The sequence below is a fragment of the Lysobacter sp. A286 genome (genome assembly GCF_054052105.1).
The window spans coordinates 1,244,790-1,270,014 of sequence record NZ_JBSVRJ010000001.1 but is presented as its reverse complement, the minus strand read 5'-3'; the positions used below and the strand labels follow the sequence as shown (position 1 = coordinate 1,270,014).

The following is a 25,225-nucleotide window of genomic DNA, read 5'->3' as shown; positions in this document are numbered from 1 at the left end:
GCAACCCAAAGATTGGCGGCCGGCCGTCTATCGTTGCGTGATGCCAGATCACCTCGACAGCCAGCGTGAGCGTCGCCCATTGCCCAGTCGATCGACAGCCGCTGGCGACCACCTAGCCCCAGTAGCGCTTCTGCCGTCGCGTTTACCGCCCTTGCATTGCTTGGTGTTGCGCTGGTTGTGGCAGCTTGGCACCTGCCGGTCTCAAGCGCAGTCGATCTGCTCAGACCTCCGGGGTGATCCTGTCGTACAGGAAGTTCACCAGCGCTCGCACCCTGGCGATACGGGATCGGGCAGCCGGCATGAAGATATGCAGATCGGCGCCTTCGTGTGGATAGGCAGGCAGCACCACTTCCAGTTCGCCTCGCGCCAGCGAATCCGCAACCGTGAACCTCGGGACGAGGGTCACGCCCAGACCCGCACGTGCGGCGGCCAGGAGCATATGCCCGTTGGTGGTGCGGAAGCTGGAACTCATGCGTACGTGCTCCCAGCCTCCCGGACCCTGGAAGCGCCAATGACCGATGTCCATGGCATGGAGCAGGGCGTCGTGCGCGGTCATTTCAGCGGGTGTGTTTGGTCGTCCTTGTGTATCCAGATAGTCCGGGCTGGCGACGATGACCCAATGAACGCTGGCGAGTTTGCGCGTGATGAGTGCCTGGTCCGAGACAGCACCCACCCAGAGCAAGAGGTCATAGGCTTCAGTATTCATGTCCACCTGACGATCCTCGAAGCGGATGTCGAACTGGACGCGCGGATGGAGCCGCGCAAACTCGGCTAGCAGTGGCGCAAGCACAAACTCGCCGAACGCGGTCTGGACCAGGATGCGGAGCTGGCCGGAAACCTCGCTCGTCAGCTTGTTGACAACTTCCTGCGCCGACTCCAATTCAGCCAGGCCGGCGCCAGCGCGTACATGGTACTCGCGGCCGATATCGGTCAGCGTCGTACCTCTCGGCGTTCGGATCAGCAATTGAGCGCCGAGGACGGCCTCCAGGCGACTGACGCGGCGGCTGACGATGGACTTGGCGATGCCAAGGCGTGCGGCAGCATTCGTAATGCTTCCCGTCTCGACCACCTCAACGAACGCAACTACATCCAGCAAGTCAACGGGCGCGTGTTCCGACATCAGCAACTCCAGCTTCCATATTATGTGGCTAGCGCAACACTACAGAATCGCTAACCTGACCGAAAGGTTGCGCAGGCACAGCCTCCAGACCCAGGTCACTTCCCGACGGAGACCGCCGATGACCCACTCAAGAGAATCGAACATTCACCTGTCTGCCAAGCGCGTGCATGCATGACCACTCAAGCACGCGCAGCCGTGATGGAAACAAGACAATTCTGTTGCCCGTCTACGTCGCCGCAGGCGTTTGTTGCCGCAGAACCAATCTCCCGTACAACACCAGAGAATGCTATGACGAGTGAAACGATTCGCAATCCCCAGACCGACCAACTACTGACACCCGAGAACTCGGCGTTCATCATCATCGACTACCAACCTGTCCAGGTCTCGTCGATTCGCTCGATGCCGCGCGACGAACTGGTGTTCAACATCGTGAGCACCGCCAAGGCGGCGGTGAATTACAATCTTCCGATCATTCATTCGACCGTCAATATCGCGACGGGTCGCAACAAGCCGCCGATTCCAGAACTGCAGGAGGTGCTCGGACACCTGCCGACCTACGACCGCACGTCGATCAACAGCTGGGAGGACACGGGGTTCATGGAGGCGGTCAAGGCGATTGGCCGCCGGAAGCTCATCATGACCGCGCTTTGGACCGAAGCGTGCCTGATCTTTCCTGCGCTCGATGCGATCCAGGAAGGTTATGAGGTCTATGTGCCTGTCGATGCGGTCGGCGGCACTTCTCTGGCTGCGCATGAGGCGGCGCTACGTCGCATGGAGCAGGCGGGCGTGAAGCTTATCAGCCGGGTACAGATGTACTGTGAGCTGCAACGCGACTGGTCGCGTGAGGCGACGGTCCCGGGCTTCATGGGTGTTTTCGAGAACTTCGGTGGTTTCAACGCCGAAAAGGCGGCCGAGGAATCCTCCAAGAAGTAGGCGAACGTCTGACATCTGCCGGTGGTAGTTGTCGCTACTTCGACTACCACCAAGCAGCCTGCAAGGAGAAATGCGAAAGAGCGAACTATTCATCGCTCTGAGCCGGTCCCGCGGTGGCGCGTGCCGATCGGGTGTGTAGCCATCCTATCCATCATGTTCACAGAGGCTGAAATGACCGAGAAACCTGCAGTTCGGATTTCATACGAGGATAAAGGCCACAAGGGTCGCTTTGTCGCCCGCATCACTGGTATCGACGGAGAGGGCGAACTGACCATCTCGAAAGTTTCGGATGTGCTGGTCATTGCAGATCACACCTTGGTGCCCGATACGCTCCGCGGCACGGGCGCCGGTTTGGCGCTGGTCGAGGCCCTGATCGCGGATGCCCGCGCCAAGGCCTATCGCGTCATGCCGCTTTGCCCCTTCGTGCGAGCGCAGTCGCTGAAGCATCCGGAGTGGGCCGATGTCATCCAGCATTAGGTGGGTGACGCACTTTTCGATCGTGATGCTGTTCCTCGCGCGTGCGCGCCTCGGAACACTCTGCGGCGAGTGATGGTTCCTGGCGGCGAGCCCGTCGGAGAGCGGTTCCGAATCCAGTTGGTCGCGCAGTGCAGGGCAACTGTGGTCCAAACGTTCAGGGACAAAAACTCATTGCTGGGGCGTTTCGACCCCTTGTGCGGTCAAACGTGCGTATCTTTGGCGACGGTCGCCAGGGCTTTGGTGAGCGTATTCATGATGAACTCCGTCAGGTCTGTACGGGGGAGGGGTAACCGGCAGCCCGCATCGATGTCAGTTGGTTGTGACCGTGTGCCTGCCACCCCGAAGCTGCCGATCGGCAACAACCAGCGGAGGTGCGTGTTATGCCGCCTCTGCTGCAAGACGCGTGTCGATCGCGACACCACTCTTGATCGCCAGCGTCACCGGCGTGCGTTCGGCGATATCGGCGAGCTTCGCCCGTTGTGGGTCGTCCAGTCCGACGATCTCCAGCACCCGCTCGATACGATCCGCACCGTCCTCGCGAGGCCGCAGGTAGCGCAGTTGCACGTCCAGAGCGACCAGCGGCCACTGCTTGCGCTCGGCATACATCCGCAGCGTCATCAACGTGCATGCGCCAAGCGCGCCGAGCAGCAGGCCGAACGGTCGGGGGCCAGCGTTGTGCCCGCCCAACGCCTCGGGTTCGTCGGCGACGATCGCGTGCCCATCGATACGCATCGTCACCGCATAAGGCACATCGCCGATACGGGCCTGTGCCCGGCCGAGGGTGAGGCTGGCATGCCGTTTTGTGTCGTCTTTCATCGCAGGCCTCACTAAATGGCGGGCGCGGGAGGCGCGGGATCGTCGGGCAGAGGGGTGAACTCGGCGTCGTCGGCATCGGGCAGCTTCATGCGGCCGGCCTTCCAGTCCGCTGCAGCCTGCGCCAGCCGCTCCTTCGATGACGACACGAAGTTCCAGTAGAGGAAGCGCTCGCCGACGGGCTCCCCGCCGAGCACCATCACCGTCGAATGCTCCACGGCCCGCAGCCGTGATGCGTCCTTGCCCAGGACCAGCATCCTGCCGGCGGTATAGGTGACGCCGTCGAGCTCCACCGCACCGGTGGCGATGTACACGGCGCGCTCGGAATACCCGGCGGGGATTTCCGCCGTCGAGCCTGCGTCCATATCGAGGTGCGCGTAAAACTGCGGCGAATGCGTCGCTGCGGCCGCGGTGAGGCCGTAGGCGGTGCCTGCGATGAGCTGCCCGTGCACACCACCGTCGCTCCACTGCGGCAGGTCGTCGCCGGCGTGGTGCGAAAAGCCAGGATCCACCTCTTCGTACTCGGCCGGCAGCGCGACCCAGGCCTGGATGCCGTGCAGGTGGTCGCCCTGTGCCCGCGCGCGCTCGAACCGTTCGCTGTGCGTGATGCCGCGGCCGGCGGTCATCCAGTTGACTTCCCTGGGGCGAATCGCCTGCTCATACCCCAGACTGTCGCGATGCATCATCTCCCCGGAGAACAGGTAGGTGACGGTGGACAGGCCGATGTGTGGATGCGGGCGCACGTCCGCGCTGCGGTCCACACCGGCCGGGATGTCCATGGGACCGATATGGTCAAAAAAGATGTACGGTCCGACCATACGGCGTTCGGCGAAGGGCAGCACGCGGCCGACCTCCATGCCGCCACCAAGCTGCCGGCGCCGTTGTTCGATGATCAGTTCAACCATGTCGTGTCTCCGTTCGCACGTCGCCGGCTACGTACCGGCTCAGGTGTCATCCCGCGCTGCCAGCGACGGGCGTATCGAGCAGCTGCTGTTCCCACAGGAACGCAATGCCGCTACCCGCGGCGTGATGCTTGAGCACCTCTACGAACTCGGCGGCGTGCTCGGTTCGTGCGTGGTCTCGATACCATTCGGACGCAAGCGCCAGCCAGGTCATCACATTGGCGCCGGCGGCGATCATGCGCTGGATGGCCACCTCATGGGATTCGACGGAAACCCCGCCGCATGCATCGGTGACCACCGTCACGTCCCAACCTTCGCCGAGGGCCTGAATCACCGGCATCGCGACGCAGATCTCGGTGTAGAGGCCTGCGATGATCAACTGCTTGCGGCCGGTTGCCTTCACGACATCGACGACCTTCTTGTCTTCCCAGGTGTTGAGGGTGGTGCGATCAATCACCTCCTGGCCGGGGAACACATCGGTGATCTGGGGGAAGATGTGGCCGCCACGGTCCTCGACCACGCTGGTCAGGATGGTCGGCACGCCGAATGCCTTGGCGGACTTGGCGAGCGCCGCGGAGTTGTTGACCACCATGTGCGGGTCGTGACTGTTGAGGTTCGCCAGTTGGAAGGGCTGATGGTCGATCAGAACGAGCACCGAGTCTTCGGGACGAAGTAGAGAGTCAAGACCGTTACGGAAGGGCATGGTTACATCCTCTGCAGGTAGAGTGGGGGAGACTGATTTTTCTCCAAGGCGTGCGCGGACTGGTGCGCTGCCTCAGGGGAGATACGTTGTCACTCCCCTTCGTGGATCGGTAGCCCGTTCTCGCGTCATGCTGTGTCGCATAAGCCGGAACGCTGGGCTGGTACTATCCATGTCAGGCTGTGTCGCGAGATTGAGAGAACCGAGGTGGACATCGAAGATCTCAGGACATTCGTGGAAGTCGCCGATGCGGGAGGGGTTTCCCCAGCAGCGCGCCGGCTTGGAGTTTCGAAGTCCATCGTCAGCCGGCGATTGGTCCGGCTAGAGGCGGAACTTGGTATCCAGCTGCTGGCACGCACCACGCGTGGCGCGGCGCTTACCGAAGCCGGGAGTACGTTTCGGGATGCTGCGGCCAAAGCCTGCAGCGAGATCGACCTGGCCAGGGAAACCATCCTGCCTGACGGGGATCTGTTCGGGCGTTTGCGCGTCGCCGCGCCGCTTTCGTTTGGCCCGACGCACTTCGCGCCCGTGCTCGCGCAGATGGCGCAACACCACCCGCACCTCCACATCCATACCAGCTACACCGATGTGATCATTGATCTTGTCGCCGAGGGTTTCGATTGTGCCATTCGGGTTGGCTATCTCCCGGACTCCAACCTGATCGCAAGACGCGTCGGGCCGGTCTATGCGAGCCTTGTGGCTAGCCCTGAGTACGTCAAAGCTCACGGTTCCCCTGAGGCGCCGGACGAGATCCTGGCCCACGAGGCCCTCATGCAGGGAACCGAAGCCTGGAAGTTCATGCATGGCGACGAGCTCGTCACGGTGCACCCAACAGGGCGTTTCAAGGCTGACAACGCGACTGCGCTCGTTGCCGCCGCCGTAGCAGGACTCGGTATCGCGTGGCTACCCGATTCAATCATCAGTGAGTATGTGGCGTCCGGCAGGCTTGTCCGGATCATGACGTGCTATCCGCCGCCGCCGGCAGGCATTTTTGTTATCCGCCCGCCAGGCAAGCATCCAGCACGGAAAGTACGGGCTCTGACCGAATTGCTCATCGAATGCTTTGAACAGTCGTCGCTGGTGCCGGAAACTGCCCCTGTCTGATTACGTCACGATCTGCGCCGGTCGAGCTGCCGGCTTACCAGGGGGCCGCCGATGTTGTTGCTTGGCGCTGCGCCCGCGATGACTGCAACCTTGTTCTTGAGGCCTTTCATCTTGGTCTCCTTTCTCCGGTTCGCCGGAGCAGACGGTCTTATTGCGATCAGCTGCCGCGTCATTGGAGACTGACAGCGTTCCAGCACACACGACATCCCCATACGGGTCTGTCGTCGCTCCCTCGATCCGGGGTGTTCGAGCGCATTTCTCCGGGCGTGCTGGCCGGCATCGATAAACTCGCCAGCATCCCGTAGCTACCTGATTGCAAGGTCATGCCGGACCGCTATTGGCCGGAAGCGGTCATCGCTTTGAGTGGCGGCTTGCGACCCGAAGCGGACCCTGCTCACATCGCCGTGTGCCTCATCAAGACAGCCGCTCAGAATGTCCGGGCTACGAAGAGGGCAATGACGCAACTGACAGACCCACAGCTCCAGCATTGCGAAAACATTGGCGTTGGAGTTGCGTAGGATGTTGATTCGAACCGATGATCCTGTGACAAAGTTGTAGCAGCGCGTGGCCTTCCACTGGAAGAGTTGGTAGGAAGTTTTCCGTCTATGGCGGATCCGCGTCCCTCAGAACGCGACGTCGTTTCGCTCGGCCTGTTGCTTGAGCCAAGCGATGACGGCCAGCGTTCCGGTGCGGATCGGTCGATGCCGAGGAAGCACGATCCAGTAGGCGGGCCCGAGCGCCACGCCCGCACCCTCGATTGGCCTGACGAGTGCACCGGACGCGACGTCGTCGAACGCAAGCCGATGGCGGGCGAGGGCGACACCTTGACTCTGCATCGCCGCCCGCAGCACAAGGTCGGACGACGCGAAGCGGGGTCCCGCCAACACATCGAGTGATTTGGGGCCATGCGCTTGTCGCCACGCCTCCCACGACGCGTGCGGGTCGCGGTCGTGCAACAGCCGCATGCCAAGCAGGTCCGCCGGTTGGCGAGGACCGCCCGAGGCCTCGAACAACGCAGGGCTCATGACCGGATACAGCGCGTCATCCATCAGTGCCTCGCAACGCACATCAGGCCAGGGACCACGCCCCATCCGGATCGCAAGATCGATGTCGCCGGTCGCCAGGTTGTCGATCTTCTGGTTCACGACCACGGACACCTCAAGGTGCGGATGCGACTGCTCCAGCCGCGGCAGACGGGGCAGCAGCCAGCGTGCCGCGACGGAAGGCGCGGCCGATATCGTCACCGAACGAGCCGACCGGGATTCGCGCAGAGAGGCCACTGCGTGCTCGATGTCGCGAAAGCCGGCCAACACCGCCTTGCCTAGCGCCTCGCCCTGCGGCGTGAAGGAGATGCCGCGCCGGCCAGCGGGTTCGCTGATCAATGCGACGCCCATCCAAGCATCCAGTTCCGCCAAGTGCCGGCTGATCGACGAATGCGCGATGCCGAGTTCGCGCGCGGCCGCGCGTACTCCGCCTTGGGCATAGACGGTGGCGAACGCACGCAAGGCATTGAGAGGCAGTTTCATAACGGACTCGATAATAGACCATTGATCGCGCTCTTGAGACCACGATTCACTTGCAACATATCCCCACTGAAACCACCGGGTATACTCATGGGAATGCTGATTGAAGGGCGCTGGACGAACGCCGATTCAACCATCACTGATGGTCGCTTTGTAAGACCTGCCAGCGTGCACTCCGCGACGCTCGATGACGTCGCCGGGCGGATGCGCGCGCAACCCGGCCGCTACCACTTGATCGCCTCATTGAGTTGCCCCTGGTCCCACCGCACCTTGATCGTGCGCGCGCTCAAGGGACTGGAGAGTTGTGTGCCGGTGCAGATCGCCGGCGGCGACCGGACCGAGGGGTACTCGATCGCCGGCGGCGCGACCTGGATCGTCCCGGGGACCGACCGGCGAGTCCGACACGTGCATGAGCTCTACACCTTGACGGACCCTGTCTATTCCGGCCGGGCGACGGTTCCCTTGCTCTGGGACAGCCACGCAGGGAGGATCGTCAGCAACGAATCAGCGCAGATCATCCGTGCGTTCGACGCGGCCGACGCGGCAGAGGAGGGTGCGTTCACGCTCACCCCGCTGGCGCTGCGCGATCGGATCGACGCCCTCAACGCCGACGTGCAGGCCGAGCTCTCCAACGCCGTCTACCGGGCCGGGTTCGCGCAGCGCCAGGACGCCTACGACGAGGCGGTGGAGAGCGTGTTCTCCACCCTCGACAGGCTCGAGCAACGCCTCGGGAAGGCTCGCTACCTGTTTGGTCAGACCATCACCGAGACCGACTGGCGGCTGTTCCCGACGCTGGTGCGGTTTGATGCCGTCTATCACGGCCACTTCAAGTGCGCACGCCGACGCCTGGTCGACCTGCCTCATCTCTGGGCTTACGCGCGTGACCTGCACGCGTGGCGGGGCGTGGCCGCCACGGTCGATCTGGCTGCGATCCGCGAGGGCTACTACGCCCACGATCGCAGCATCAATCTGTTCGGCATCGTCGCGGCGGCAGTCGATGCCGACTGGTCTGTGGCACATGGCCGCGAACGGCTCGGGCAGGCCCGGGTAGCACTGGTTTCGGGGCGTGAGGTCGAGATCGAGCCCACCACGCTGCAGCTTTGCTCGCAGCGGGACTGAACTGATGGACGCACTGATGATCGGTGCCGCCGGCCTCATCGCTGTGGCTGCCATCACACCTGGACCGAACAATCTCATTGTCATGCGTGCGGCTTCCCATTCAGGATTCATGGGGGCGTTGCCGGCAATCGGCGGCATCGTGGCCGGCGGACTGGCGATGCTGCTGCTGGCGACGGCCGGCGCGGGCGTGGCGTTCGCAGCCGCGCCGCGCCTGCAGCACGTGATCACCGTCGGTGGCGCGGTGTACCTGTGCTGGTTGGGGGTCAGCCTTGTCATGGGCAGCTTCGCCAGGCCAGACGCGCACGGCATGACCTCCGCTCGCTCGCTGCCCGCCGGCACCGCGGCGCTGTTCGGCTTCCAGTTCCTCAATCCAAAGAGCTGGGTCATGGTGCTGACGGTGACCTCTGCAGTCCGCGACGGCGCGGAGGCATCGCAGGTCTTCTTGCCGTTGGCAGCGTTGTTCACGGTCATCCCGGCTTTATGCCTGACGCTCTGGTGCGCCCTTGGCGCCTTGATGGCGACCTGTCTGCATCGACCGCTTGTCCGCAACTGGCTGGACAGGGTGATGGGCGCGCTCCTGTTCGTGTCGGCACTCCTGCTCGTTCTCGTCCCTTCCGATGCACCGCTTTCGTAGGAGCGGCACCAGTGCTTGCAACCTCGACGCCACCACAAGGACCTTCAACGATGACAAACCTGTCCGTCCCCCACGACTCTTCCAGCGCCGGGCAACCCGGCAAGCGCGTACTCGCCATTGCCGGCAGCCTCCGTCGTAACTCGTGGAACCTGCGCCTGCTCGAAGCAGCCGCCGAATGCGCACCCGCCGGAATGACCATCAGCGTCTATCGCGACCAGATGTCCATTCCGATGTTCAACGAGGATCTCGAGCAGCCCGACGGCGGCCCGGACGTCATCCGACGACTTCGCCGTGACGTCGCCGCCTTCGACGGCTTGTTGATCGCAACGCCCGAATACAACCAATCGATACCAGGCGTACTGAAGAACACGATCGATTGGCTGTCCCGAACCGCACCCGACGAGGTGCTGGCCGGCAAGCCGGTCGCCATCATTGGCGCATCGGGTGGGCGCTGGGGCACGCGTCTCGCCCAGCACGCCCTGCGCCAGACCCTGTATGCAACAGAATCACTGGTCATGCCTGCGCCGGCGTTATTCGTCCGGGAGGTGGATGGAGTGTTCGATGCCGCTGGCCGGCTAAGTGACATCCCGACGCGCAGGTCGCTTGAGGACGTCCTTGGCTCATTTTCGAACTGGATCGATCTCGTCGCACACCGCTTTCGCCGAAGACCTTGATCCGAGCACGGCGACCCTGCTTGTGCCGTGATTTCGCAGACGAGACTGAGTGACTGGCGCGAGCAGCGTATCGGGATGCGTCATGGTCAGCGCGACACGAGCGCGGTCTATCCCGGTTGGAGCACAACCGGCCCGCCAGCCCACTATGCGATCACCTTGCCTGATGCCGCGATCGACGGAGAAATGGAAGCACTGCAACTGGCTATTCCTGCGGCATCGCTGGCGACAGGAACCACGGATGGGCAGTCACGAATCCACCCGCCCCGCGTCCTCGCCCTATGTGACCGAGAATCTCACCATGGCCCCCACCACCGCGCTGTTCGAACATCATCGGTCCCGGCTGTTCGGCCTGGCCTATCGCATGCTCGGCACGCCGGCCGATGCGGAGGATGTGTTGCACGATGCATGGCTAAGGCTCCACGCGCAGGACGTGGCTACGCTCGACGACCCGGAGGCCTGGCTGGTCACCGTGACGACGCGCCTGGCGCTGGACCGCCTGCGCCGGGCACGGCACGAACGCGAGCACTACACCGGCCCGTGGCTGCCCGAGCCGCTGGTGCCGGATGCCGAGCACCCGGATACCGCGCTCGAGCGCAGCGAGTCGCTGACGCTGTCGTTCCTGCTGCTGCTCGAGCGCCTGGGCCCGGAGGAGCGTGCGGCATTCCTGCTCCATGAGGTGTTCGATTACAGCCACGCCGAGGCGGCGGCGATCCTGGACATCGCGGAAGACGCCTGCCGCCAGCGCGTGCACCGCGCCAAGGCTCGCCTGCGCGAGGGGCGGCCGCGCTTCAGCGTGGACGAGGCCGCACAGCGCCGTCTGCTGCAGCGCTTTGTCGACGCGATGGCGGAACCCACGCTCGATTCGCTGCGCGCGCTGTTCGCCGAGGACGCCATCCACATCAGCGATGGCGGTGGCGTGGTGCGCGCCACGCTGCGACCGCTGCACGGCGCCGATCGCGTCGCCCGGCTTTACCTGCAGGTGGCGCGCAACCTCGGCGGCCCGGGCACGCGCTACGTGCCGGCCACCCTCAATGGCGCGCCGGCGCTGCTGCTGCGGGACGGTGAGGCGCTGCTGGCGGCGATCTGGATCGAGTGCGACGGCGGCCGCATCACCGCGATCCACGCACTGCGGCATCCGCGCAAGCTGGCCCGCTGCTGGCTGTCACGAAACCGGCGGCGGCTGCGTCCTTGCATTGACGTGGCCGAATCGCGACCACCCAACCGAGGAGCATTGCCGTGACGCGTTTTTCCGTGCAGAAGCACTACGCCGCCCTGCAGCCGCTGATCGCGCTCAATGATGCTATCCACACCGCTGGCCGGCTGGAGCCTGCCCTGATCGAGCTGGTGCTGATGCGCGTCTCGCAGGTCAACGGCTGCGCCTACTGCCTCGACATGCATAGTAAGGATGCCCGCGCCGCCGGCGAGACCGAGCAACGCTTGTACCTGCTGCCGGCATGGCGTGAGACAAAGCTGTACAGCGAGCGCGAGTGCATCGCCCTGGCCTGGGCCGAGGAGCTGACCGAACTCGCCTCACCCGAAGCGGTGTCCGACGCGCTGTACGAACGGGCGCGCCAGCACTTCAAGGAGCCCGAGCTGGTCGACCTGACGCTGCTGGTGGTCGCGATCAACGGCTTCAACCGCATCAACGTCGCCGCACGCAGCATCGGGGGCCACTACAAGCCGGCGGCGCGGCACGCACGAACGTCTTGACCGTTCATTCGCAAGTTAGAGCGCACTGATGCATCTACGACATTTTGGAGCAATCGATGACTGCTTATGCTGTTGCTGTGATACGCGAAACGCGGTTTGGTGACGAGATCAAGGAGTACTTGCAACGCATCGACGACACACTGGCTCCTTTCTGTGGCGAGTACCGCATACATGGCGGTCCCTATCAACCGCTTGAGGGCGCATGGTCCGGCGACTTAGTTGTCATTGAGTTCCCCTCCATGGAGCAAGCCCAAAGTTGGTACGAGTCCGATGCTTACAAGGCAATTCGCCCCCTGCGTACCGAGCACACAGAAGGTGACGTGCTTTTGGTTCCAGGCGTACCAGAGGGTCACAGAGGCGCAGACATTCTTGGCTAGCAGCCCGGGGTGCGCTCTAACAATTCATTCAAGCCGACGCCGCTTCGCGGCGCGGCTTAATTCAGGCGTTAGGTGTCTGCAATGTTGCTACTGAAGCTTCTAATGGTCCCTCTCTTTCTCGCCGGCATCTCCGTCGCGGCTCGCCGCTGGGGGCCCCAAGTGGCTGGACTGCTTGCCGGCTTCCCTGTGGTTACGGGCCCAATCCTCTATTTTCTATCCCAAGAGCAAGGGGCACTTTTTGCGGCCAAGGCGGCACAAGGCTCATTGCTTGCCGTGATTGCCTGCGTCGTTTTCGGCATCGCCTATTCTCATGGCAGCCGCAAGCTCGGGTGGCCCCTCACAGTCGTTCTGGGCCTTTCAAGCTGGGTTGTTGTCGCGTTTGTCCTCTCGCACCTGCCAGCGAGTCTTCCCTTGGCAGCCGGCTTCGCATTGCTAGCCTTGGTGACAGGCCCGTTCTTACTGCCGGCCATACTTGATACGGCGCAACCCGCGCAGCCCCTTCCCACGACGGAACTCGTCGCCCGCATGGTCGCTGGTGCGGTCCTGGTCGTCGCCGTCACGGCGGTCGCAGGGGCTGTCGGCACTCGCTGGTCAGGCCTCATGGCCATGTTTCCGGTACTGGGAACGGTGCTTGGGCTGTTCTCGCATAGACGTAGCGGGCCGCTGTTCGTCGCCCGGCTTTTCCGCGGTATGTTTCGTGGTTTCTATTCGTTCGCCACATTCTGTATCTCGCTTTCGCTGCTCCTACAACTCCTGCCTGTCGCGGGCGCATTTTTGGCATCGGTAGTGATGGCGATGCTCGTGCAGCCCGGTGTTCACTGGGTCACGACGCCCAACAATTCGTTCAAGCCGAAACCGAAGCCGCTTGGCGGCGCGACTTGATTCAGGCGTTGGGCAAGCACCGGGCAACTCCCGCACAGCGGTACTTTGAAGGCGTCTGCGGTGCCCCGAAAAAGGATCCTGCCCCATGACATTTATTCGTCATCATCGAGAAACCCACTCGCCGGAAATCCGGCCCCTATCGCACGTCACCGTCGCGGCGGGCGAGGCCACGGCTGCAAAACTGTTCGAGGCCAGCGGCTGGCAACCGTCATGCAACGAGGCGACGCTCCACGACGCCGACACCATCCATCAGATCAGCTCGAACAGATGGATGTACCTGGGGGTCAGGGTAGCGGGCAACCTGCCTGAATCACCCATTTCCATGTTCCACGGATGGCGCTCGCATGGATAACGACCCCATCGACGTCACTGCGTACTTGCGACGCATCAACTACACAGACGCGACCATACCGACCGTGGACACGCTGCGTGCGCTGCAGCTACACCATGTCGCGGCCATCGCGTTCGAGACCTTGTCCCCGATGCTGCATGACCCGGTGCCACTCGACCTGCCGGCGTTGCAGCGCAAGGTGTTGCACGGGGGCAGGGGTGGCTACTGCTACGAACTCAACCTGCTGTTCATGCAGTTGCTGCAAGCGCTCGGATTCGACGCGAAAGGACTCACAGGACGCGTTGTCATGGGCGGGCCGGAGGATGTTGAAACACCGCGCACGCACATGCTGCTGCTTGTGACGATTGCCGGCACGCGCTACATCGCCGATGTCGGATTCGGCGGCATGACGCCTTCGGGCCCGCTGCTGCTGGACAGCGAAGACGTCCAGGCCACGCCGCACGAGCCCTACAGGGTGACGCGGGTCGACGGACGTTACACGCTGCGCGCGCAGGTGCGTGGCGAGTGGCGTGCGCTCTACGTCTTCGACCTGCTCCCGCCGATGGACGTCGATTACGAGGTCGGCAACTGGTATGTGGCCACGCACCCCGATTCGCCTTTCAGAGGGCAACTTGTCGCGGCTCGTGTTGAATCGCAGGCGCGGCACACCTTGCACAACGGCGATTACGCGATCCACCACCTCGGTGCCGCCAGCGAGCGACGGCATCTCGACAGTCCGGATGAGGTGATCGAGCTGCTGCGCACGGTGTTCAATCTTCCCGTCCCGGAAGATCCGCGCCTACGCGCCACTCTGGAGCACTTGATCGCACAGACGTGAAACCCGCATGCGATTCAAGGTGGTGCGTCGCCTGCACGCTCGGCGATCGGCCTGACCTGTTGCACCAGGGTAACCAGCGTCTTGCCCGGCTCTTCATTCATAACTTCATGAGCGGACTGTTCGAACCAGACCAGTTGCTTCTGCGGTGCCTGCAGCGTCTCGAACCACTCGGCAGCCAGCGCGGATGACACGTTGTGGTCATGGCGACCCAGGAACAGGAACAGAGGCGTCTCGATCTTGCGCACCGTCGTCATGTTCAGCGTCAGGACGTCGGCCAACAGGTGCTCCATCGAGAACGCGTTGCCTTTCCAGATGCCGGCCACGTCGAGGTCCGAGTACTCGGGCGACAGTTTCACCGCAGCCGCTTCGGCATCGCCACCTCTCCGGTTGTGGACCATGCCACCGTAATGATTCAGCCATTTGCGCTGTTTGAACAAGCTGTCGAGTGCAACAGGCGCGCTGCCCTGCGCATAAGGCGCGAGCGCTTCGAGTTCGGCCACTGCCTGCGCGTTACCGTCCCGCTGCGCCTGCTGCAGGGCCCACGACCAGCCGCGACGCTCACTCTCGGGCGCATTCGTGATCTGCCCGATGCCGATGTACGCGTGCAGCCACTCGGGCCTGCGCTGCACCAGTTCAAGCCCAAGATAGCTGCCCCAGGATTGACCGAGCACGAAGATCTTGTCTTTCTGGAGCTCCTTGCGCAGCCAGGCGACCATCTCTTCGGCGTCAGCGACCATGCGCTCGCGCGTCATGGTCGGTGCGACCGTGGTCGGATCGTTGGCGACATAGGTCTTTCCAGCGCCGCGCTGGTCCCATTGCACGACAGTGAAGTACTCCTCCCAGCCTCGCTGGAAGTACCAACTGGTCGGCATCGCGACCCATCCCGGACCACCGTGCAGCATCAGCAGCACCGGATTGCGACGATCGCTGCCGCGAATCGATATCCACTGGTCGATGCCGCCGATACGGATCTTCTCGAGTCGCTCGACGCCGTTGTCGGTCACGACCCGGCGCATGTCCGCAACGATGCGCACAGCGTCCGCGCGATTGTTTGGCGCAGCCGTTTCGGCGGCGGGTGCCGGCATGCACAGGCCTGCGATGGCGATGGATAGCAGTCCAGAAATCAGCATTCTCATCGTCAGCATCATCGAGTGGGAACCATGCGGTGATTTCGGATTTTGTCACGTCCTGCCACTGGCGGTTTCATCCTCCTGTTCACGGCGCCGGCTAAAGTTGCGGTCCGCAATCGCGAGACTGGCGATCGCGTTTTCGTCACCTTTGTCGACGTGGCGCTTAACGTCCAACCCCAGCCAGCGCAGGCCGGGTGTTGTATAAATCAGGCCCGGCCGCGTCGCAGCAACATCGACGCTTCCGCGCCGAGCACGCGTCGCAAGCAGCGCACCATATGGCTCTGGTGGGAAAATCCCGCTTCCAGTGCGACCTGACTGGCGGGAATACCCCGCGCCAGCAGCAAGCTCCGGGCGCGCTCCACTCGGCGTTGGACAACATATGCATGGACCGGCAGGCCCATCGAGCGCTTGAACAGCGTCTTAAGGTGCGAAGTGCTGATGCCGGCTACCCCTGCAATGCGTGCCAGGGACAGATCCTGGTCGAGGCCAGACTCGATGTAATCGGTGACTCGTCGCAACTGCGGTTTTGACAAGCCTCGTAAGGGCGGTTGTGGGACGCGGTGGCGGCTGACCAGGTATGTCGCCAATGCTGTGGTGAGGCTATCGACATACAACCTCCCGCCAGGGTTCCCCGCCTCGCGGTCGGCATCCAATGCCCAGGCAATGTGCTCGATCTGTGAGTCGCGCAACTTGTGCCGCGGAATGAGGCCTACCCGCGATCCATCCAGGCCCAGTTCGTCGGCGACCCCCACCAGCAGCGACGGTGGGAGTTGCAACATCACCGATGTGCTGCCGGTGTCCTCCTCCCAATGATCCGAACTGCCTGCAGGAAGCAGGTCGATGTCACCGTGGTCGTAGCGAAATCGGTTGCTGCCGCAACTGCCGGTGACGGGCGCACCGGTATGGACCTTGACCCGGTGGTACGGGACGGCCGCCAGGATCACTTGGCCTGGCCGGGTGACATGGCGTCCGATCCGCATAGCACTTGCGTGGATCGAGCTTGAGACGGAGAGGTCTGTGGTTGCCATCGGACGGGGCCGCGCTCGGAATCTGCACTGATTGTCGGTGTTCAATTGGCCCATGGGGACGAAGACAGCATCCCATTGTCCGAACGTGCTCCAGCCGCGGCCGATTTGGAGCGACCCCGATTCCCGACCACCGCAGGATGGCTCCTCCAATCCAACGTGTAGGGGGAATCATGAAAAGTGCAACGGTGATCGGACTCGGGCAGATGGGCAGCACGTTGGCCCGGCTGTTGCTGGACAGCGGCTATCGGGTGAGCGTGTGGAACCGGACCGCGGCGAAAGCGGAACCACTGGTAGCCCGGGGTGCGGTGCGCGCACCCACCGCGCTGGCGGCGGTGTCGGCCAGCACGGTCGTGGTGGTTTGCGTGCATGACTATGCGGCGACGCATGACATTTTGGGAGCGGACGACATTGCCGCTGCCCTGGCAGGAAAAGTGCTGGTGCAGTTGACAACTGGCAGCCCCGTCGAGGCGCGCGAGGGCGATGCTTGGGCACGCGCTCACGGAAGCGACTACCTTGATGGCGCCATCCAAGCCGCCCCGAGCCAGATGGGACGTCCGGACACACCGATCCTGCTCTCCGGCACGGAAGCTACCTATCGCGAACACGAGGCGCTATTGCGGGTATTCGGTGGCGGACCCCGCTACCTGGGCCCGGATCCCGGCGCCGCCGCCGCGATCGACATGGCAACGCTGTCGTACATCTATGGCGCCTCGATCGGCTTCTTCCATGGCGCGCGTATCGCAGAAGCCGAGGGTTTCCCGGTGGACCAGTACGGTGCCCTGGTAGCGGACATCGGTCCAACCTTCGCCGACTTCCTCAAGTACGAGGGCGAGGTAATCCAGTCCGGCGACTTCAGTGTTGGGGAGAGTCCACTGAGCATTTCGGTGGAAACCACCGAACGGATCGCACGCGCGGCGCGCGCGAGCGGCATCAACGACGAGTTCCCATCCTTCGCTTCCGATCTGTTCAAGCGCGCTGCCGAGGCCGGACTCGGCGGCGAGGAGATTGCAGCGATCGTCAAGGTGCTGCGCGTGACGTAGACGCTTCAGAGCTGGGCACGCGCATAACCGCGCTGTAAGGACGATAAGGTTGCGTCGGCCGTAAATCGATTGGCGTCGATCTCTGGGTGAGCACCAATTGACGCGACGCCTCTCCACGCCAGGCGACCCCGGTTACGATCGGTGCACCGCATACGAGCTATGTGGCTCTGTCCCTACGAACGTAGCGAGGTATTCGTTTTTCCGGCTTCGAGCGCTATCCACCTGTGAAACGCTCCTATGCGAGCCTCTTTCACCCGATCCTTCCGGCGCCCAATCCAATAGAAAAACGGGTCAGGAATGCTTATAGCGAACGGTGTCGTAAGCCGTCCTGATCGAAGAGCGTCCTGAACCAGAACGGCGGGAGCGAGCGCAATGCCGCGCCCAGCCATCGCTGCTTCCAGTGCTAGCTGCGTACTGTCGAAAAGCGGACCACGCTCCGCCGCGCGTGTCGCGACGGTACCCGTCATGCCCGCTGCTGCAAACCAGGCCAACCAATCGGGCCGTCCCGCAATACCAGTCCCCTCTGGGGGCACCGTCCGCAGCAGCGCATGAAGAACAAGATCTTCGGGGCAATCGAGGGCTCCGCTGGCAGCTAAAGACGGCGCACATACGGGAAACACCTCACCCGAAGGCCAAAGTCGTTCCACTTCCAGCTCGTCGCTATAAGACCCCGGACCGTAGCGCAACACGACATCGACACTTACGTCGCGCGCCAGATCCACAATCATGTTGTCAGCTGCAAGCCGGAGCTCGATTGCCGGATGCAAAGCTTGGAAAAGATGCAGTCGCGGCGCGAGCCACATCGCAGCGAAAGAAGGAACGGCGCTGATGCTCAAGGTCGAGGGCCCCGCGGCGAGCCCATCAGACTTCAACTCCATCAGCGTTCGACCAATATCCTTGAACGCCTGCTGTGTGGTGGCAGCCAACCGCTCGCCAGCGCTTGTCAGTCGCACGGCGCGATAGAGCCGGTCAAACAGTACTGCCCCCAGATAGGCTTCGAGCGCCTTGATCTGATGACTTACCGCAGCCGGCGTCACAGCGAGTTCTTCGGCGGCGGCTTTGAGGCTACCGAGACGGGACGCCGCCTCAAAAGCGCGGATCGCGGCGAGTGGCAGGCTTGAAAGCGGAGCACGCGGTTGCATCAAATGTCTTACAAGTTAGTTTATCTAACCTTACTCCCTAAAAACATCATTTGGCGAGCGTGTGGCGTGGAGGCACCCTTCCGTTGTTGAACTTCAACCACCTAGGAGATGATTCATGTCCAAGCTCGACTTTGCCATCATCGATGTGTTCGCGGAGAGCCCTCTGAGCGGCAATCCCTTGGCCGTCGTGAGCGGCGGTGATGCTCTGCCAGATGACGTACTTCGTGCAGTGGCGCGCGAGTTCAATCAAGCGGAAACCACTTTCGTTCATGCACCTATGGCGGCGGGGGCCGACCGGAAATTGCGTTCCTTCACTGCAAGTGGAGCGGAGGTATTCGGTGCCGGTCACAACGCTCTGGGAGCGTGGCTGTGGTTGGCCGAAACCGGGCAATTGGGCGACTTGAGTACAGAGCGGGAATTCTGGCAGGAGATAGGGCCGCTTGTGTTGCCGGTGCGCATCAAGGTTGAAGGTGGGCGCGCCAGTGCGGTCATGACGCAAGGCCCACCGGAGTTCCTCGCCTACGGCGCAGATATGGCGGGCCTTGCGGATGCGCTCGGGATTGACCCGCAGGATATTTGCTCTCCTCCGCCACAGGTAGTGTCGACCGGAGCGCCTCACTTGCTCGTGGCCGTGCGAACGCGCGCGGATGTGGACAAGGCGCGCCCCGATGCGCAGCGCCTTCTCACCCAACTGGGCGCCGCTGATGGTGAGGGTTGCTACCTCTTCTCGATGGAATCCAATGGAGATGACATCACGGCGTACGCTCGGTTCTTCAATCCGACGGTCGGCTTGTGGGAGGACTCGGCGACGGGCACCGCGGCGGGACCGCTCGCAGCATCCCTCGACGTCCATGGGCTCGTTGAGAGGGGTCGACCGATCGTTATCGAGCAAGGCCGATACATGGGCCGCCCCAGCAGGCTCAACCTCGATCTCCGGCACGGAGTAAAGCTTTCCGGCAGCGGAGTCATCGTGATGACGGGTGCACTAACGCTCTGATGCGCTGGTGCATCGAATCGATCGGCAAGGCGCCGACCTGCACCTGATCACCGGATTTTCAGCCTCGCGCACTCGCCGACTGGCTGTGTCCTTTTTTCCTTTGCTCTTCCTTCGCAGACCGCCACACATGACTTCCCCACATGGCCTTGCGGCCGACCCCAGCGTGAACCTACGCCCGCTGCATTTGATCAACCATAGCGATCTCGCCCGCTGGAGCGAGCAGCAACCGCCGAAGATGACGCAATGGCTGATGGCGAACGGCTTCGATGCCACCCCCGGCTCGTGGCTGGCGTTGCCCGGCGACGACGGAAACCTGGCGGGCGCGGTGCTAGGCGTCGGTGACGCGCTTGACCCCTATAGCTACGCACATGCGCCTTATGCGCTGCCGACCGGCGACTGGCGGGTGGTAGGTGAACTCGACGAGGCCACAGCCGCCGCGCTGCAGCTCGGCTGGGGCCTGGGCAGCTATCGCTACACACAGTTCAGTGGTCCGCCGCGTACCCCGGCACGGCTGCTGCTCGACGTGCCGGACGCCGAAACCTCCGATGTGCTGGCCGCCTGCACGCGTGTGCGTGATCTGGTCAATACGCCGACCGAACAGCTGGGTCCCGAACAGCTTGAGCAGGTCGTTCGGGAAATAGCGACAACGTATGGCGCGAAGTTTGAGAGCATCGTCGGTGACGCATTGCTACAGCAGAACTTCCCCGCGATCCATGCCGTCGGTCGCGCCTCGCACCGCGCGCCGAGACTGATCGAACTGCAGTGGGGCGACGCTGCGCACCCGCACGTCGCGATTGTCGGAAAGGGCGTTTGCTTCGACACCGGAGGTCTTTCCATAAAGGCCGCCGACGGCATGCGCAACATGAAAAAGGACATGGGTGGGGCGGCGCACGCGATCGCGCTGGCCGAACTTGTCATGGCACGCAAGCTGCCACTGCGGATCACATTGCTGGTACCTGCAGTGGAGAATGCAGTCGGCCCGGAGTCCTTCCGTCCGGGCGACGTGGTCCATACCCGCGGCGGGGTGCACGTGGAGATCGACAACACCGACGCCGAGGGCAGGGTGGTGCTCGGCGATGTGCTGACGTATGCCGGCGAACAGTCGCCCGCGCTGTTGCTCGACTTCGCCACCTTGACCGGTGCCGCGCGTGTCGCGCTTGGACCCGACCTGCCAGCGCTCTATGCCAACGACGATGCCCTTGCCGATGCCTGGCTTGATGCGGGCAAGCGCGTGCGCGATCCGCTTTGGCGCATGCCGCTGTGGCGACCGTATCTGCGCTACCTCACCAGCACCATCGCCGACATCGCCAACTCCAGTGCAACGCGGATGGCCGGTAGCGTCACCGCCGCGTTGTATCTCGAGCGCTTCGTGCCTGTACAACAGAAATGGGCGCACCTGGATGTCTACAGCTGGAACGACAACGACCGTCCCGGTCGTCCGACTGGCGGTGAAGCACAGGGCATGCGCGCTGTGTTTTCGATGCTAAAGCAAGATTTTCGTCGGGAAAGGCTAGAGACTCCGTGACGTCAACGGAGTTGAAGTCGACGGACAGCGGGTCGAGCCCGTGGCAGTGCTCACCCCCGGCAAGGCCGTCACCATCGCCGCCCTCGACGATGCCGTGATCATGGCCCTGGGCGGCGAGCCGGTGGGGCCGCGCTATATCGACTGGAGCTTCGTGTCGTCGTCGAAGGAGCGTATCGACCAGGCGCGTGAGGACTGGAAGGCCGGGCGCATGAAGCTGCCCGACCTCGACAACTAGAAGTAGGCGCGCGCGGCTTCATCCGCTTGCGCACGGTATTCCGGGATCTGCGCGGCGTCCGCCTTGGCCAGGGCGGCTTCAAGTCCCGCGGCATCCAGATCCTGGCAGTACGCCGGTGTGCCTGGCTGCTGCCGCCAGGAGTCAGCGAGCGAACCGGCGTCGACGCCATCAAAGCCAATCGCGTCGATCAAGCCCAGCGTCAACTCCTTGGCGTGCTTATCGTCACCGGCGACGGAAAGGCTGATGCGCCCTGGTGTGCCCGCTGGCGCGCCGCGTGACGCAAGACTACTGGCGAGACTATGTTGTTGAATGCCTTGACGACAGGTCGACCGAGCACCCCCGTGACCCATTCGCTTTCGGTCAATCCGCCATCGATCTCGGCGATGCGACCGTCGCGGGACGGGTAGTAGTTCCCAGTGTCGACAACCACAGCCGATGTGGTGGCGAGGCTATCGCGTGGCAGTTGCGGAACCGCTTTCTCCGGGACAGTGATGATGACCAAGTCTTGCGCGCGTGCTGCCTGCTCCACCGTCACTGCGGTTGCGCGCGTTTCCGCGGCCAGCGTCGCCAGCGAGGCGGGGCCGCGCGAGTTGGCGATCGACACCTGGTGACCGAGACCCGTGAGGTGGCGCGCGAGAGTGCTGCCGATGTTCCCCGAACCTATGATTCCAATGTCCATGTTCATTTCCTGTGCCAGCGGAGTTGGCATCCAAACACCTATATGGGGGCGCACATCGGGCTGCGAAAGGCCATCTACGCAGGCTGCTTGAACCGCCGCGAAAAAATTAGCCTATTGGCCAACCTTTGGGTGAACGCGCATGACGGCACAGTCGACCCGCCAGCAAAGGATGGCCGCTTCTGGTCGGAAAACGGACACCGGCCGCAGGAAAGGGCCAGCCGGTCTTGTCGGGGTAGGGAAGGCAGCTTCCGACCCTCAGCAGACATCTCGAGATGGGCATATAGCCAATCAGCGTCTCGGGCTCGACAATGAGCGTTCCTGACAACGGATGTTGAAAATGCGTCGTGCAGCCTTTCTGCTCCTCTTGGCCTCTTTCGGCGCCGATGCAGTCGTCATCCGCGACGACGTCCCGGATCTACAGTATCGGATGGCTGCATCCGAGTTCCCGGCGCTGGCGGATCTACCTGGCGAGGGCCATGGAGTCCTCATCGCGCCCGAATGGATTATTACGGCTGCCCACGCGGTCAGCTGGCAGCACTCGGTGGATGTGGTCGTTGTCGGTGGCACTCCCCGTGCCGTCAGCCGTGTCGTAATCCACCCGGGTTACAAGAAGGCGCCCCAAGCGATGATCGACGCCGCTATGAAGTCAGGTGATTGGGCGGGTTTCTTCGACTTCATCGTGTCGTCCGACGATATCGCGCTGATTCAGCTCGCCGAGGCGGTTCGCGACGTTACACCTGCCCGGATCTACAACGGCTCGGCATTGGGGCAGGTCGTACGAATCATGGGGCGTGGGGCCACGGGAACCGGCTCCAAGGGACACCCTCTGCACGGTCCTAACCGGACTGACCTGCGTCATGGCTATAACGAGGTCTCTATCTCGGACGGTCGATGGATCGGATATACCTTCGACAAGCCGCCGAATGCGCTCCCCCTCGAGGCAACGACCGGTAGTGGGGACAGCGGCGGGCCGATCTTGGTCGCCGTGGATAACGAGTGGCACGTTGCAGGGATCACTGCATGGAAGCGTGCCGAGGTCAACGGTACGGAACTCTGCCCAGGCAGGTACGGGGAGACAAGTTACGGCGTGCGGCTGGGCAACTACGCTGACTGGATCGAAACGACAATGGCCAAGGGCAGCGCTGTCGGAAAGGCGCGCTGAGCATCAACACAGCGGCAGTCCAAGATCTCTCGATCCCTATGGAAAGAGCTTTCAAGGCGCCCAACCGGACGCCGCCTAGTGGCAAAGTTCAACTCAGGTGTCGACTGGCACGACAATGGCCGCTGTTGGCGGCGGTTTCATACGATCGATGCAACACGTCGAAGGTTGTGAGTTACCAGACAGACCGTTCACATCGTACGGAACAGGTGCAGATAGCTGCGGCTGACCGGTAGCACCTCACGGCGCCCCTTCAGGTGGATGCCCCGGCGGTTTCGTTATCGCCGCGGACGACATGGCTGATAGCCCGGAGATTGACCACGACGGATCGGTGGATCTGCGCGAAGTGTGCGGGGTCGAGCTGTGCGACCAATTCCTTGTTTCTGCGCCGGCGCTCCTAACATCTCTGCGATGAACACGTAGTTTGATGAAAACTGGGGCGGCAGGCACCTTCTTGCGGGGCCTTCGTACTTCGCATAATGCATATTATGTAAATACACGTAACAGAAACGTCACTTGGTTGTTCCCCTCCCGTCACCTCTCACAACGACCATGAGCCCTGTTCATGAAGCGGCGAATGCGCCATACCGCGCAACGCCTGAAGTCGCCCGACTCGGATGAGGTATGCCTCCGGCCAGCCCTGAGGGGATGCAACGAATGAAAATTGGAACTCTTGCCTGCGGTTTGTTGCTCGCGGGTCTGTCTGGTTGCGCGCTGCATCAGGGCCAGGTGCTTGAAACCGCCGGTGCGGCGGATCTGGTCTTCGATACCGGCGAGCGGCGCTGGCTGGCCGGCGATCACCACATCCACAGCGAGTTCAGCGCCAAGTACGTCGACAGCACGAATCCGGGCCAGCCACCCACTCCGGTGTTCGGTGGCGACGGCCGCTATTCCATTACCGACAATGCACTGAAGGCGCGTGAGCATGGACTGGCCTGGATGGTCTCCACCGACCACGGCGGCCCCAACCACTCCAAGATCAACCACGATGACGCCTGGCCGGCGCTGCAGCAGGCTCGGCGGGAAGTGCCCGAGGTGGTGCAGTTCTTCGGCATGGAGTTCGATACGCCGGGCGGCGATCACAGCAGCCTGATCATGCCGCACAGCCACGACGAGCGAAGCCACCTGCACACGATCGAATCGCGTTGGTCGCAGCGGGATGCCTGGCCGCGCGACCCGGCCCGCGACGCCGAGCCGAAGATGCTCGAAGCGCTGGAGCACATGCGCCAGTTGGAGGCACCGCCGGTGCTCATCGCCAACCACCCGTCCCGCTCAGCGACGGACGTGGGCGTGTACGGCAAGTACGCCCCGGCCGAGTTCCGGGCCTGGAACGACACCGCGCCGCAGGTCGCGGTCGGCATGGAAGGCGCGCCCGGCCACCAGGCCGCAGCCATTGCCCCGGATGGCGGCATCGACCCCGAGGGCGCTCGCGGCGGTTACAAGAATGCGCCGACGATGGGCGGCTTCGACCAGATGACCGCGCGTCTGGGCGGGTTCTGGGACTCGATGCTTGGCGAGGGCCGGCGCTGGTGGGTGACCTCGACCTCCGACGCCCACCGCCACTGGCGCGAAGGCGGCAGCGACTTCTACCCCGGCGAGTACTCCAAGACCTACGTGTTGGCCGAGCACGGGCACGACGACATTCTCGACGGCATCCGCAACGGTCGCGTGTTCGTCACCACCGGCGACCTGATCTCGGAGCTGGATGTGGTCGTGCGCAGCAGCACCGAGCCGGACACCCGCGCCGGCATCGGCGGCAGCCTGCACGCCCATTCCGGCAGCGACGTCGAGGTCGCGATCCGGGTTCGCGATCCGGCCGGCACCAACTACGGCGGCCACTCGCCGGAGGTTGCGCGCATCGACCTGATCATCGGCGAGGTCACCGGCCCAGCCGTTGACCGCAGCAACGACTCGAATCCAACCACCCGCGTGGTGCGCCGCTTTACTGCCACCGACTGGGTGCGCGACGGCGAGTACCTGACGATGACCCACACCCTGCCCGCCATCGCGACGCCGGGTTACCTGCGGGTGCGCGGCACCAGCACCACCGACCTCGAGCCGGCCGCCGACCCGCGTGGCGAGGACCCGTGGACGGATCTGTGGTTCTACAGCAACCCGGTGTTCATCGACGTCCATTGACCCGGGCGGTCTCA

At 63.3% G+C, this 25,225-nt stretch carries 27 protein-coding genes and 2 pseudogenes; 18 read left to right on the top strand and 11 right to left on the bottom strand.

Annotation, left to right across the window (positions count from 1 at the left end; genetic code table 11):
• Window positions 1-220: 220 nt before the first annotated feature.
• Window positions 221-1,120: a LysR family transcriptional regulator gene (locus ACW7G0_RS05865; protein WP_456988262.1), complete on the bottom strand. Its 900-nt coding sequence runs from the start codon at window positions 1,118-1,120 to the stop codon at window positions 221-223.
• A gap of 288 nt (window positions 1,121-1,408) precedes the next feature.
• Between ACW7G0_RS05865 and ACW7G0_RS05860 the strand changes: the two genes are divergently transcribed.
• Window positions 1,409-2,053, top strand: coding sequence for a hydrolase (locus ACW7G0_RS05860; protein ID WP_456988261.1), 645 nt, complete (start codon window positions 1,409-1,411; stop codon window positions 2,051-2,053).
• A gap of 171 nt (window positions 2,054-2,224) precedes the next feature.
• A complete protein-coding gene (locus tag ACW7G0_RS05855) occupies window positions 2,225-2,530 on the top strand; it encodes a GNAT family N-acetyltransferase (protein WP_456988259.1) in 306 nt (101 codons plus the stop codon).
• A gap of 378 nt (window positions 2,531-2,908) precedes the next feature.
• Here ACW7G0_RS05855 and ACW7G0_RS05850 read toward each other — a convergent pair whose 3' ends face one another.
• From ACW7G0_RS05850 to ACW7G0_RS05840, 3 genes are read right to left on the bottom strand one after another with little or no spacing between them, the layout of a single operon-like run.
• Complete coding sequence (locus ACW7G0_RS05850; RefSeq protein WP_456988258.1) at window positions 2,909-3,346, bottom strand: OsmC family protein; 438 nt, start codon at window positions 3,344-3,346, stop codon at window positions 2,909-2,911.
• A gap of 11 nt (window positions 3,347-3,357) precedes the next feature.
• On the bottom strand, window positions 3,358-4,248 hold the full coding sequence (locus ACW7G0_RS05845) for a pirin family protein (RefSeq protein ID WP_456988256.1): 891 nt from the start codon (window positions 4,246-4,248) through the stop codon (window positions 3,358-3,360).
• Between the two features lie 46 nt (window positions 4,249-4,294).
• A complete protein-coding gene (locus ACW7G0_RS05840) occupies window positions 4,295-4,948 on the bottom strand; it encodes a hydrolase (protein ID WP_456988254.1) in 654 nt (217 codons plus the stop codon).
• Between the two features lie 204 nt (window positions 4,949-5,152).
• Here ACW7G0_RS05840 and ACW7G0_RS05835 point away from each other — a divergent pair, with 204 nt between their 5' ends.
• Window positions 5,153-6,049 carry a LysR family transcriptional regulator gene (locus tag ACW7G0_RS05835; protein WP_456988253.1) on the top strand — a complete coding sequence of 299 codons (897 nt, stop codon included), beginning with the start codon at window positions 5,153-5,155 and terminating at the stop codon, window positions 6,047-6,049.
• Between the two features lie 623 nt (window positions 6,050-6,672).
• Here the strand turns inward: ACW7G0_RS05835 and ACW7G0_RS05830 are convergent.
• Window positions 6,673-7,554, bottom strand: coding sequence for a LysR substrate-binding domain-containing protein (locus ACW7G0_RS05830; protein WP_456988251.1), 882 nt, complete (start codon window positions 7,552-7,554; stop codon window positions 6,673-6,675).
• Window positions 7,555-7,662: 108 nt separating this feature from the next.
• On the opposite strand from ACW7G0_RS05830, the gene ACW7G0_RS05825 reads away from it, so the two are divergent.
• The 9 genes and pseudogenes from ACW7G0_RS05825 to ACW7G0_RS05785 all read left to right on the top strand — a co-directional run bounded on the left by ACW7G0_RS05825 (window position 7,663) and on the right by ACW7G0_RS05785 (window position 14,137).
• The gene (locus ACW7G0_RS05825) at window positions 7,663-8,691 is read left to right on the top strand and encodes a glutathione S-transferase family protein (RefSeq protein ID WP_456988249.1); all 1,029 of its coding nucleotides are present in this window, start codon (window positions 7,663-7,665) and stop codon (window positions 8,689-8,691) included.
• Between the two features lie 4 nt (window positions 8,692-8,695).
• Window positions 8,696-9,325 carry a LysE family translocator gene (locus tag ACW7G0_RS05820; protein WP_456988248.1) on the top strand — a complete coding sequence of 210 codons (630 nt, stop codon included), beginning with the start codon at window positions 8,696-8,698 and terminating at the stop codon, window positions 9,323-9,325.
• Between the two features lie 11 nt (window positions 9,326-9,336).
• Window positions 9,337-9,999, top strand: coding sequence for an NADPH-dependent FMN reductase (locus ACW7G0_RS05815; protein ID WP_456988247.1), 663 nt, complete (start codon window positions 9,337-9,339; stop codon window positions 9,997-9,999).
• Between the two features lie 298 nt (window positions 10,000-10,297).
• A pseudogene (gene sigJ, locus ACW7G0_RS05810) lies at window positions 10,298-11,196 on the top strand (RNA polymerase sigma factor SigJ).
• A 39-nt stretch (window positions 11,197-11,235) separates the two neighbouring features.
• Window positions 11,236-11,709: a carboxymuconolactone decarboxylase family protein gene (locus tag ACW7G0_RS05805; protein WP_456988246.1), complete on the top strand. Its 474-nt coding sequence runs from the start codon at window positions 11,236-11,238 to the stop codon at window positions 11,707-11,709.
• A gap of 56 nt (window positions 11,710-11,765) precedes the next feature.
• Window positions 11,766-12,086 (top strand): DUF1330 domain-containing protein, encoded by a 321-nt coding sequence (locus ACW7G0_RS05800; RefSeq protein ID WP_456988245.1) that lies wholly within the window; start codon window positions 11,766-11,768, stop codon window positions 12,084-12,086.
• An 81-nt stretch (window positions 12,087-12,167) separates the two neighbouring features.
• The gene (locus ACW7G0_RS05795; protein ID WP_456988244.1) at window positions 12,168-12,968 is read left to right on the top strand and encodes a hypothetical protein; all 801 of its coding nucleotides are present in this window, start codon (window positions 12,168-12,170) and stop codon (window positions 12,966-12,968) included.
• A gap of 85 nt (window positions 12,969-13,053) precedes the next feature.
• A complete protein-coding gene (locus tag ACW7G0_RS05790; protein ID WP_456988243.1) occupies window positions 13,054-13,320 on the top strand; it encodes a hypothetical protein in 267 nt (88 codons plus the stop codon).
• Complete coding sequence (locus tag ACW7G0_RS05785; protein ID WP_456988241.1) at window positions 13,313-14,137, top strand: arylamine N-acetyltransferase family protein; 825 nt, start codon at window positions 13,313-13,315, stop codon at window positions 14,135-14,137. Before ACW7G0_RS05790 ends, ACW7G0_RS05785 begins: the two co-directional genes overlap by 8 nt.
• Window positions 14,138-14,151: 14 nt before the next feature.
• On the opposite strand, the gene ACW7G0_RS05780 is transcribed toward ACW7G0_RS05785, so the two are convergent.
• Window positions 14,152-15,273 (bottom strand): alpha/beta fold hydrolase, encoded by a 1,122-nt coding sequence (locus ACW7G0_RS05780; RefSeq protein WP_456988240.1) that lies wholly within the window; start codon window positions 15,271-15,273, stop codon window positions 14,152-14,154.
• Between the two features lie 200 nt (window positions 15,274-15,473).
• On the bottom strand, window positions 15,474-16,247 hold the full coding sequence (locus ACW7G0_RS05775; RefSeq protein ID WP_456988238.1) for a helix-turn-helix domain-containing protein: 774 nt from the start codon (window positions 16,245-16,247) through the stop codon (window positions 15,474-15,476).
• A gap of 218 nt (window positions 16,248-16,465) precedes the next feature.
• Here ACW7G0_RS05775 and ACW7G0_RS05770 point away from each other — a divergent pair, with 218 nt between their 5' ends.
• Window positions 16,466-17,335 carry an NAD(P)-dependent oxidoreductase gene (locus ACW7G0_RS05770; RefSeq protein ID WP_456988236.1) on the top strand — a complete coding sequence of 290 codons (870 nt, stop codon included), beginning with the start codon at window positions 16,466-16,468 and terminating at the stop codon, window positions 17,333-17,335.
• 173 nt (window positions 17,336-17,508) lie between these two features.
• Here the strand turns inward: ACW7G0_RS05770 and ACW7G0_RS05765 are convergent, their stop codons facing one another.
• A complete protein-coding gene (locus ACW7G0_RS05765; RefSeq protein ID WP_456988234.1) occupies window positions 17,509-18,477 on the bottom strand; it encodes a LysR substrate-binding domain-containing protein in 969 nt (322 codons plus the stop codon).
• Window positions 18,478-18,592: 115 nt separating this feature from the next.
• Between ACW7G0_RS05765 and ACW7G0_RS05760 the strand changes: the two genes are divergently transcribed.
• The 3 genes and pseudogenes from ACW7G0_RS05760 to ACW7G0_RS05750 all read left to right on the top strand — a co-directional run.
• The gene (locus tag ACW7G0_RS05760; RefSeq protein ID WP_456988232.1) at window positions 18,593-19,474 is read left to right on the top strand and encodes a PhzF family phenazine biosynthesis protein; all 882 of its coding nucleotides are present in this window, start codon (window positions 18,593-18,595) and stop codon (window positions 19,472-19,474) included.
• A gap of 127 nt (window positions 19,475-19,601) precedes the next feature.
• A complete protein-coding gene (locus tag ACW7G0_RS05755; RefSeq protein ID WP_456989460.1) occupies window positions 19,602-20,999 on the top strand; it encodes a leucyl aminopeptidase family protein in 1,398 nt (465 codons plus the stop codon).
• Between the two features lie 22 nt (window positions 21,000-21,021).
• Window positions 21,022-21,234 (top strand): annotated as a pseudogene (locus tag ACW7G0_RS05750) (pirin-like C-terminal cupin domain-containing protein); the annotation flags it as partial.
• Here ACW7G0_RS05750 and ACW7G0_RS05745 read toward each other — a convergent pair.
• A complete protein-coding gene (locus tag ACW7G0_RS05745; RefSeq protein ID WP_456988230.1) occupies window positions 21,231-21,425 on the bottom strand; it encodes a hypothetical protein in 195 nt (64 codons plus the stop codon). The pseudogene ACW7G0_RS05750 and the gene ACW7G0_RS05745 sit on opposite strands and share 4 nt — an antisense overlap.
• Before the next feature lie 8 nt (window positions 21,426-21,433).
• Window positions 21,434-21,913 carry an NADPH-dependent F420 reductase gene (locus tag ACW7G0_RS05740; protein WP_456988229.1) on the bottom strand — a complete coding sequence of 160 codons (480 nt, stop codon included), beginning with the start codon at window positions 21,911-21,913 and terminating at the stop codon, window positions 21,434-21,436.
• A gap of 337 nt (window positions 21,914-22,250) precedes the next feature.
• On the opposite strand from ACW7G0_RS05740, the gene ACW7G0_RS05735 reads away from it, so the two are divergent.
• A complete protein-coding gene (locus ACW7G0_RS05735; protein WP_456988227.1) occupies window positions 22,251-23,075 on the top strand; it encodes a S1 family peptidase in 825 nt (274 codons plus the stop codon).
• A gap of 250 nt (window positions 23,076-23,325) precedes the next feature.
• Here the strand turns inward: ACW7G0_RS05735 and ACW7G0_RS05730 are convergent, their stop codons facing one another.
• On the bottom strand, window positions 23,326-23,445 hold the full coding sequence (locus ACW7G0_RS05730) for a LytTR family DNA-binding domain-containing protein (protein WP_456988226.1): 120 nt from the start codon (window positions 23,443-23,445) through the stop codon (window positions 23,326-23,328).
• Between the two features lie 284 nt (window positions 23,446-23,729).
• Here ACW7G0_RS05730 and ACW7G0_RS05725 point away from each other — a divergent pair, with 284 nt between their 5' ends.
• The gene (locus ACW7G0_RS05725) at window positions 23,730-25,211 is read left to right on the top strand and encodes a hypothetical protein (protein WP_456988225.1); all 1,482 of its coding nucleotides are present in this window, start codon (window positions 23,730-23,732) and stop codon (window positions 25,209-25,211) included.
• Window positions 25,212-25,225 lie beyond the last annotated feature (14 nt).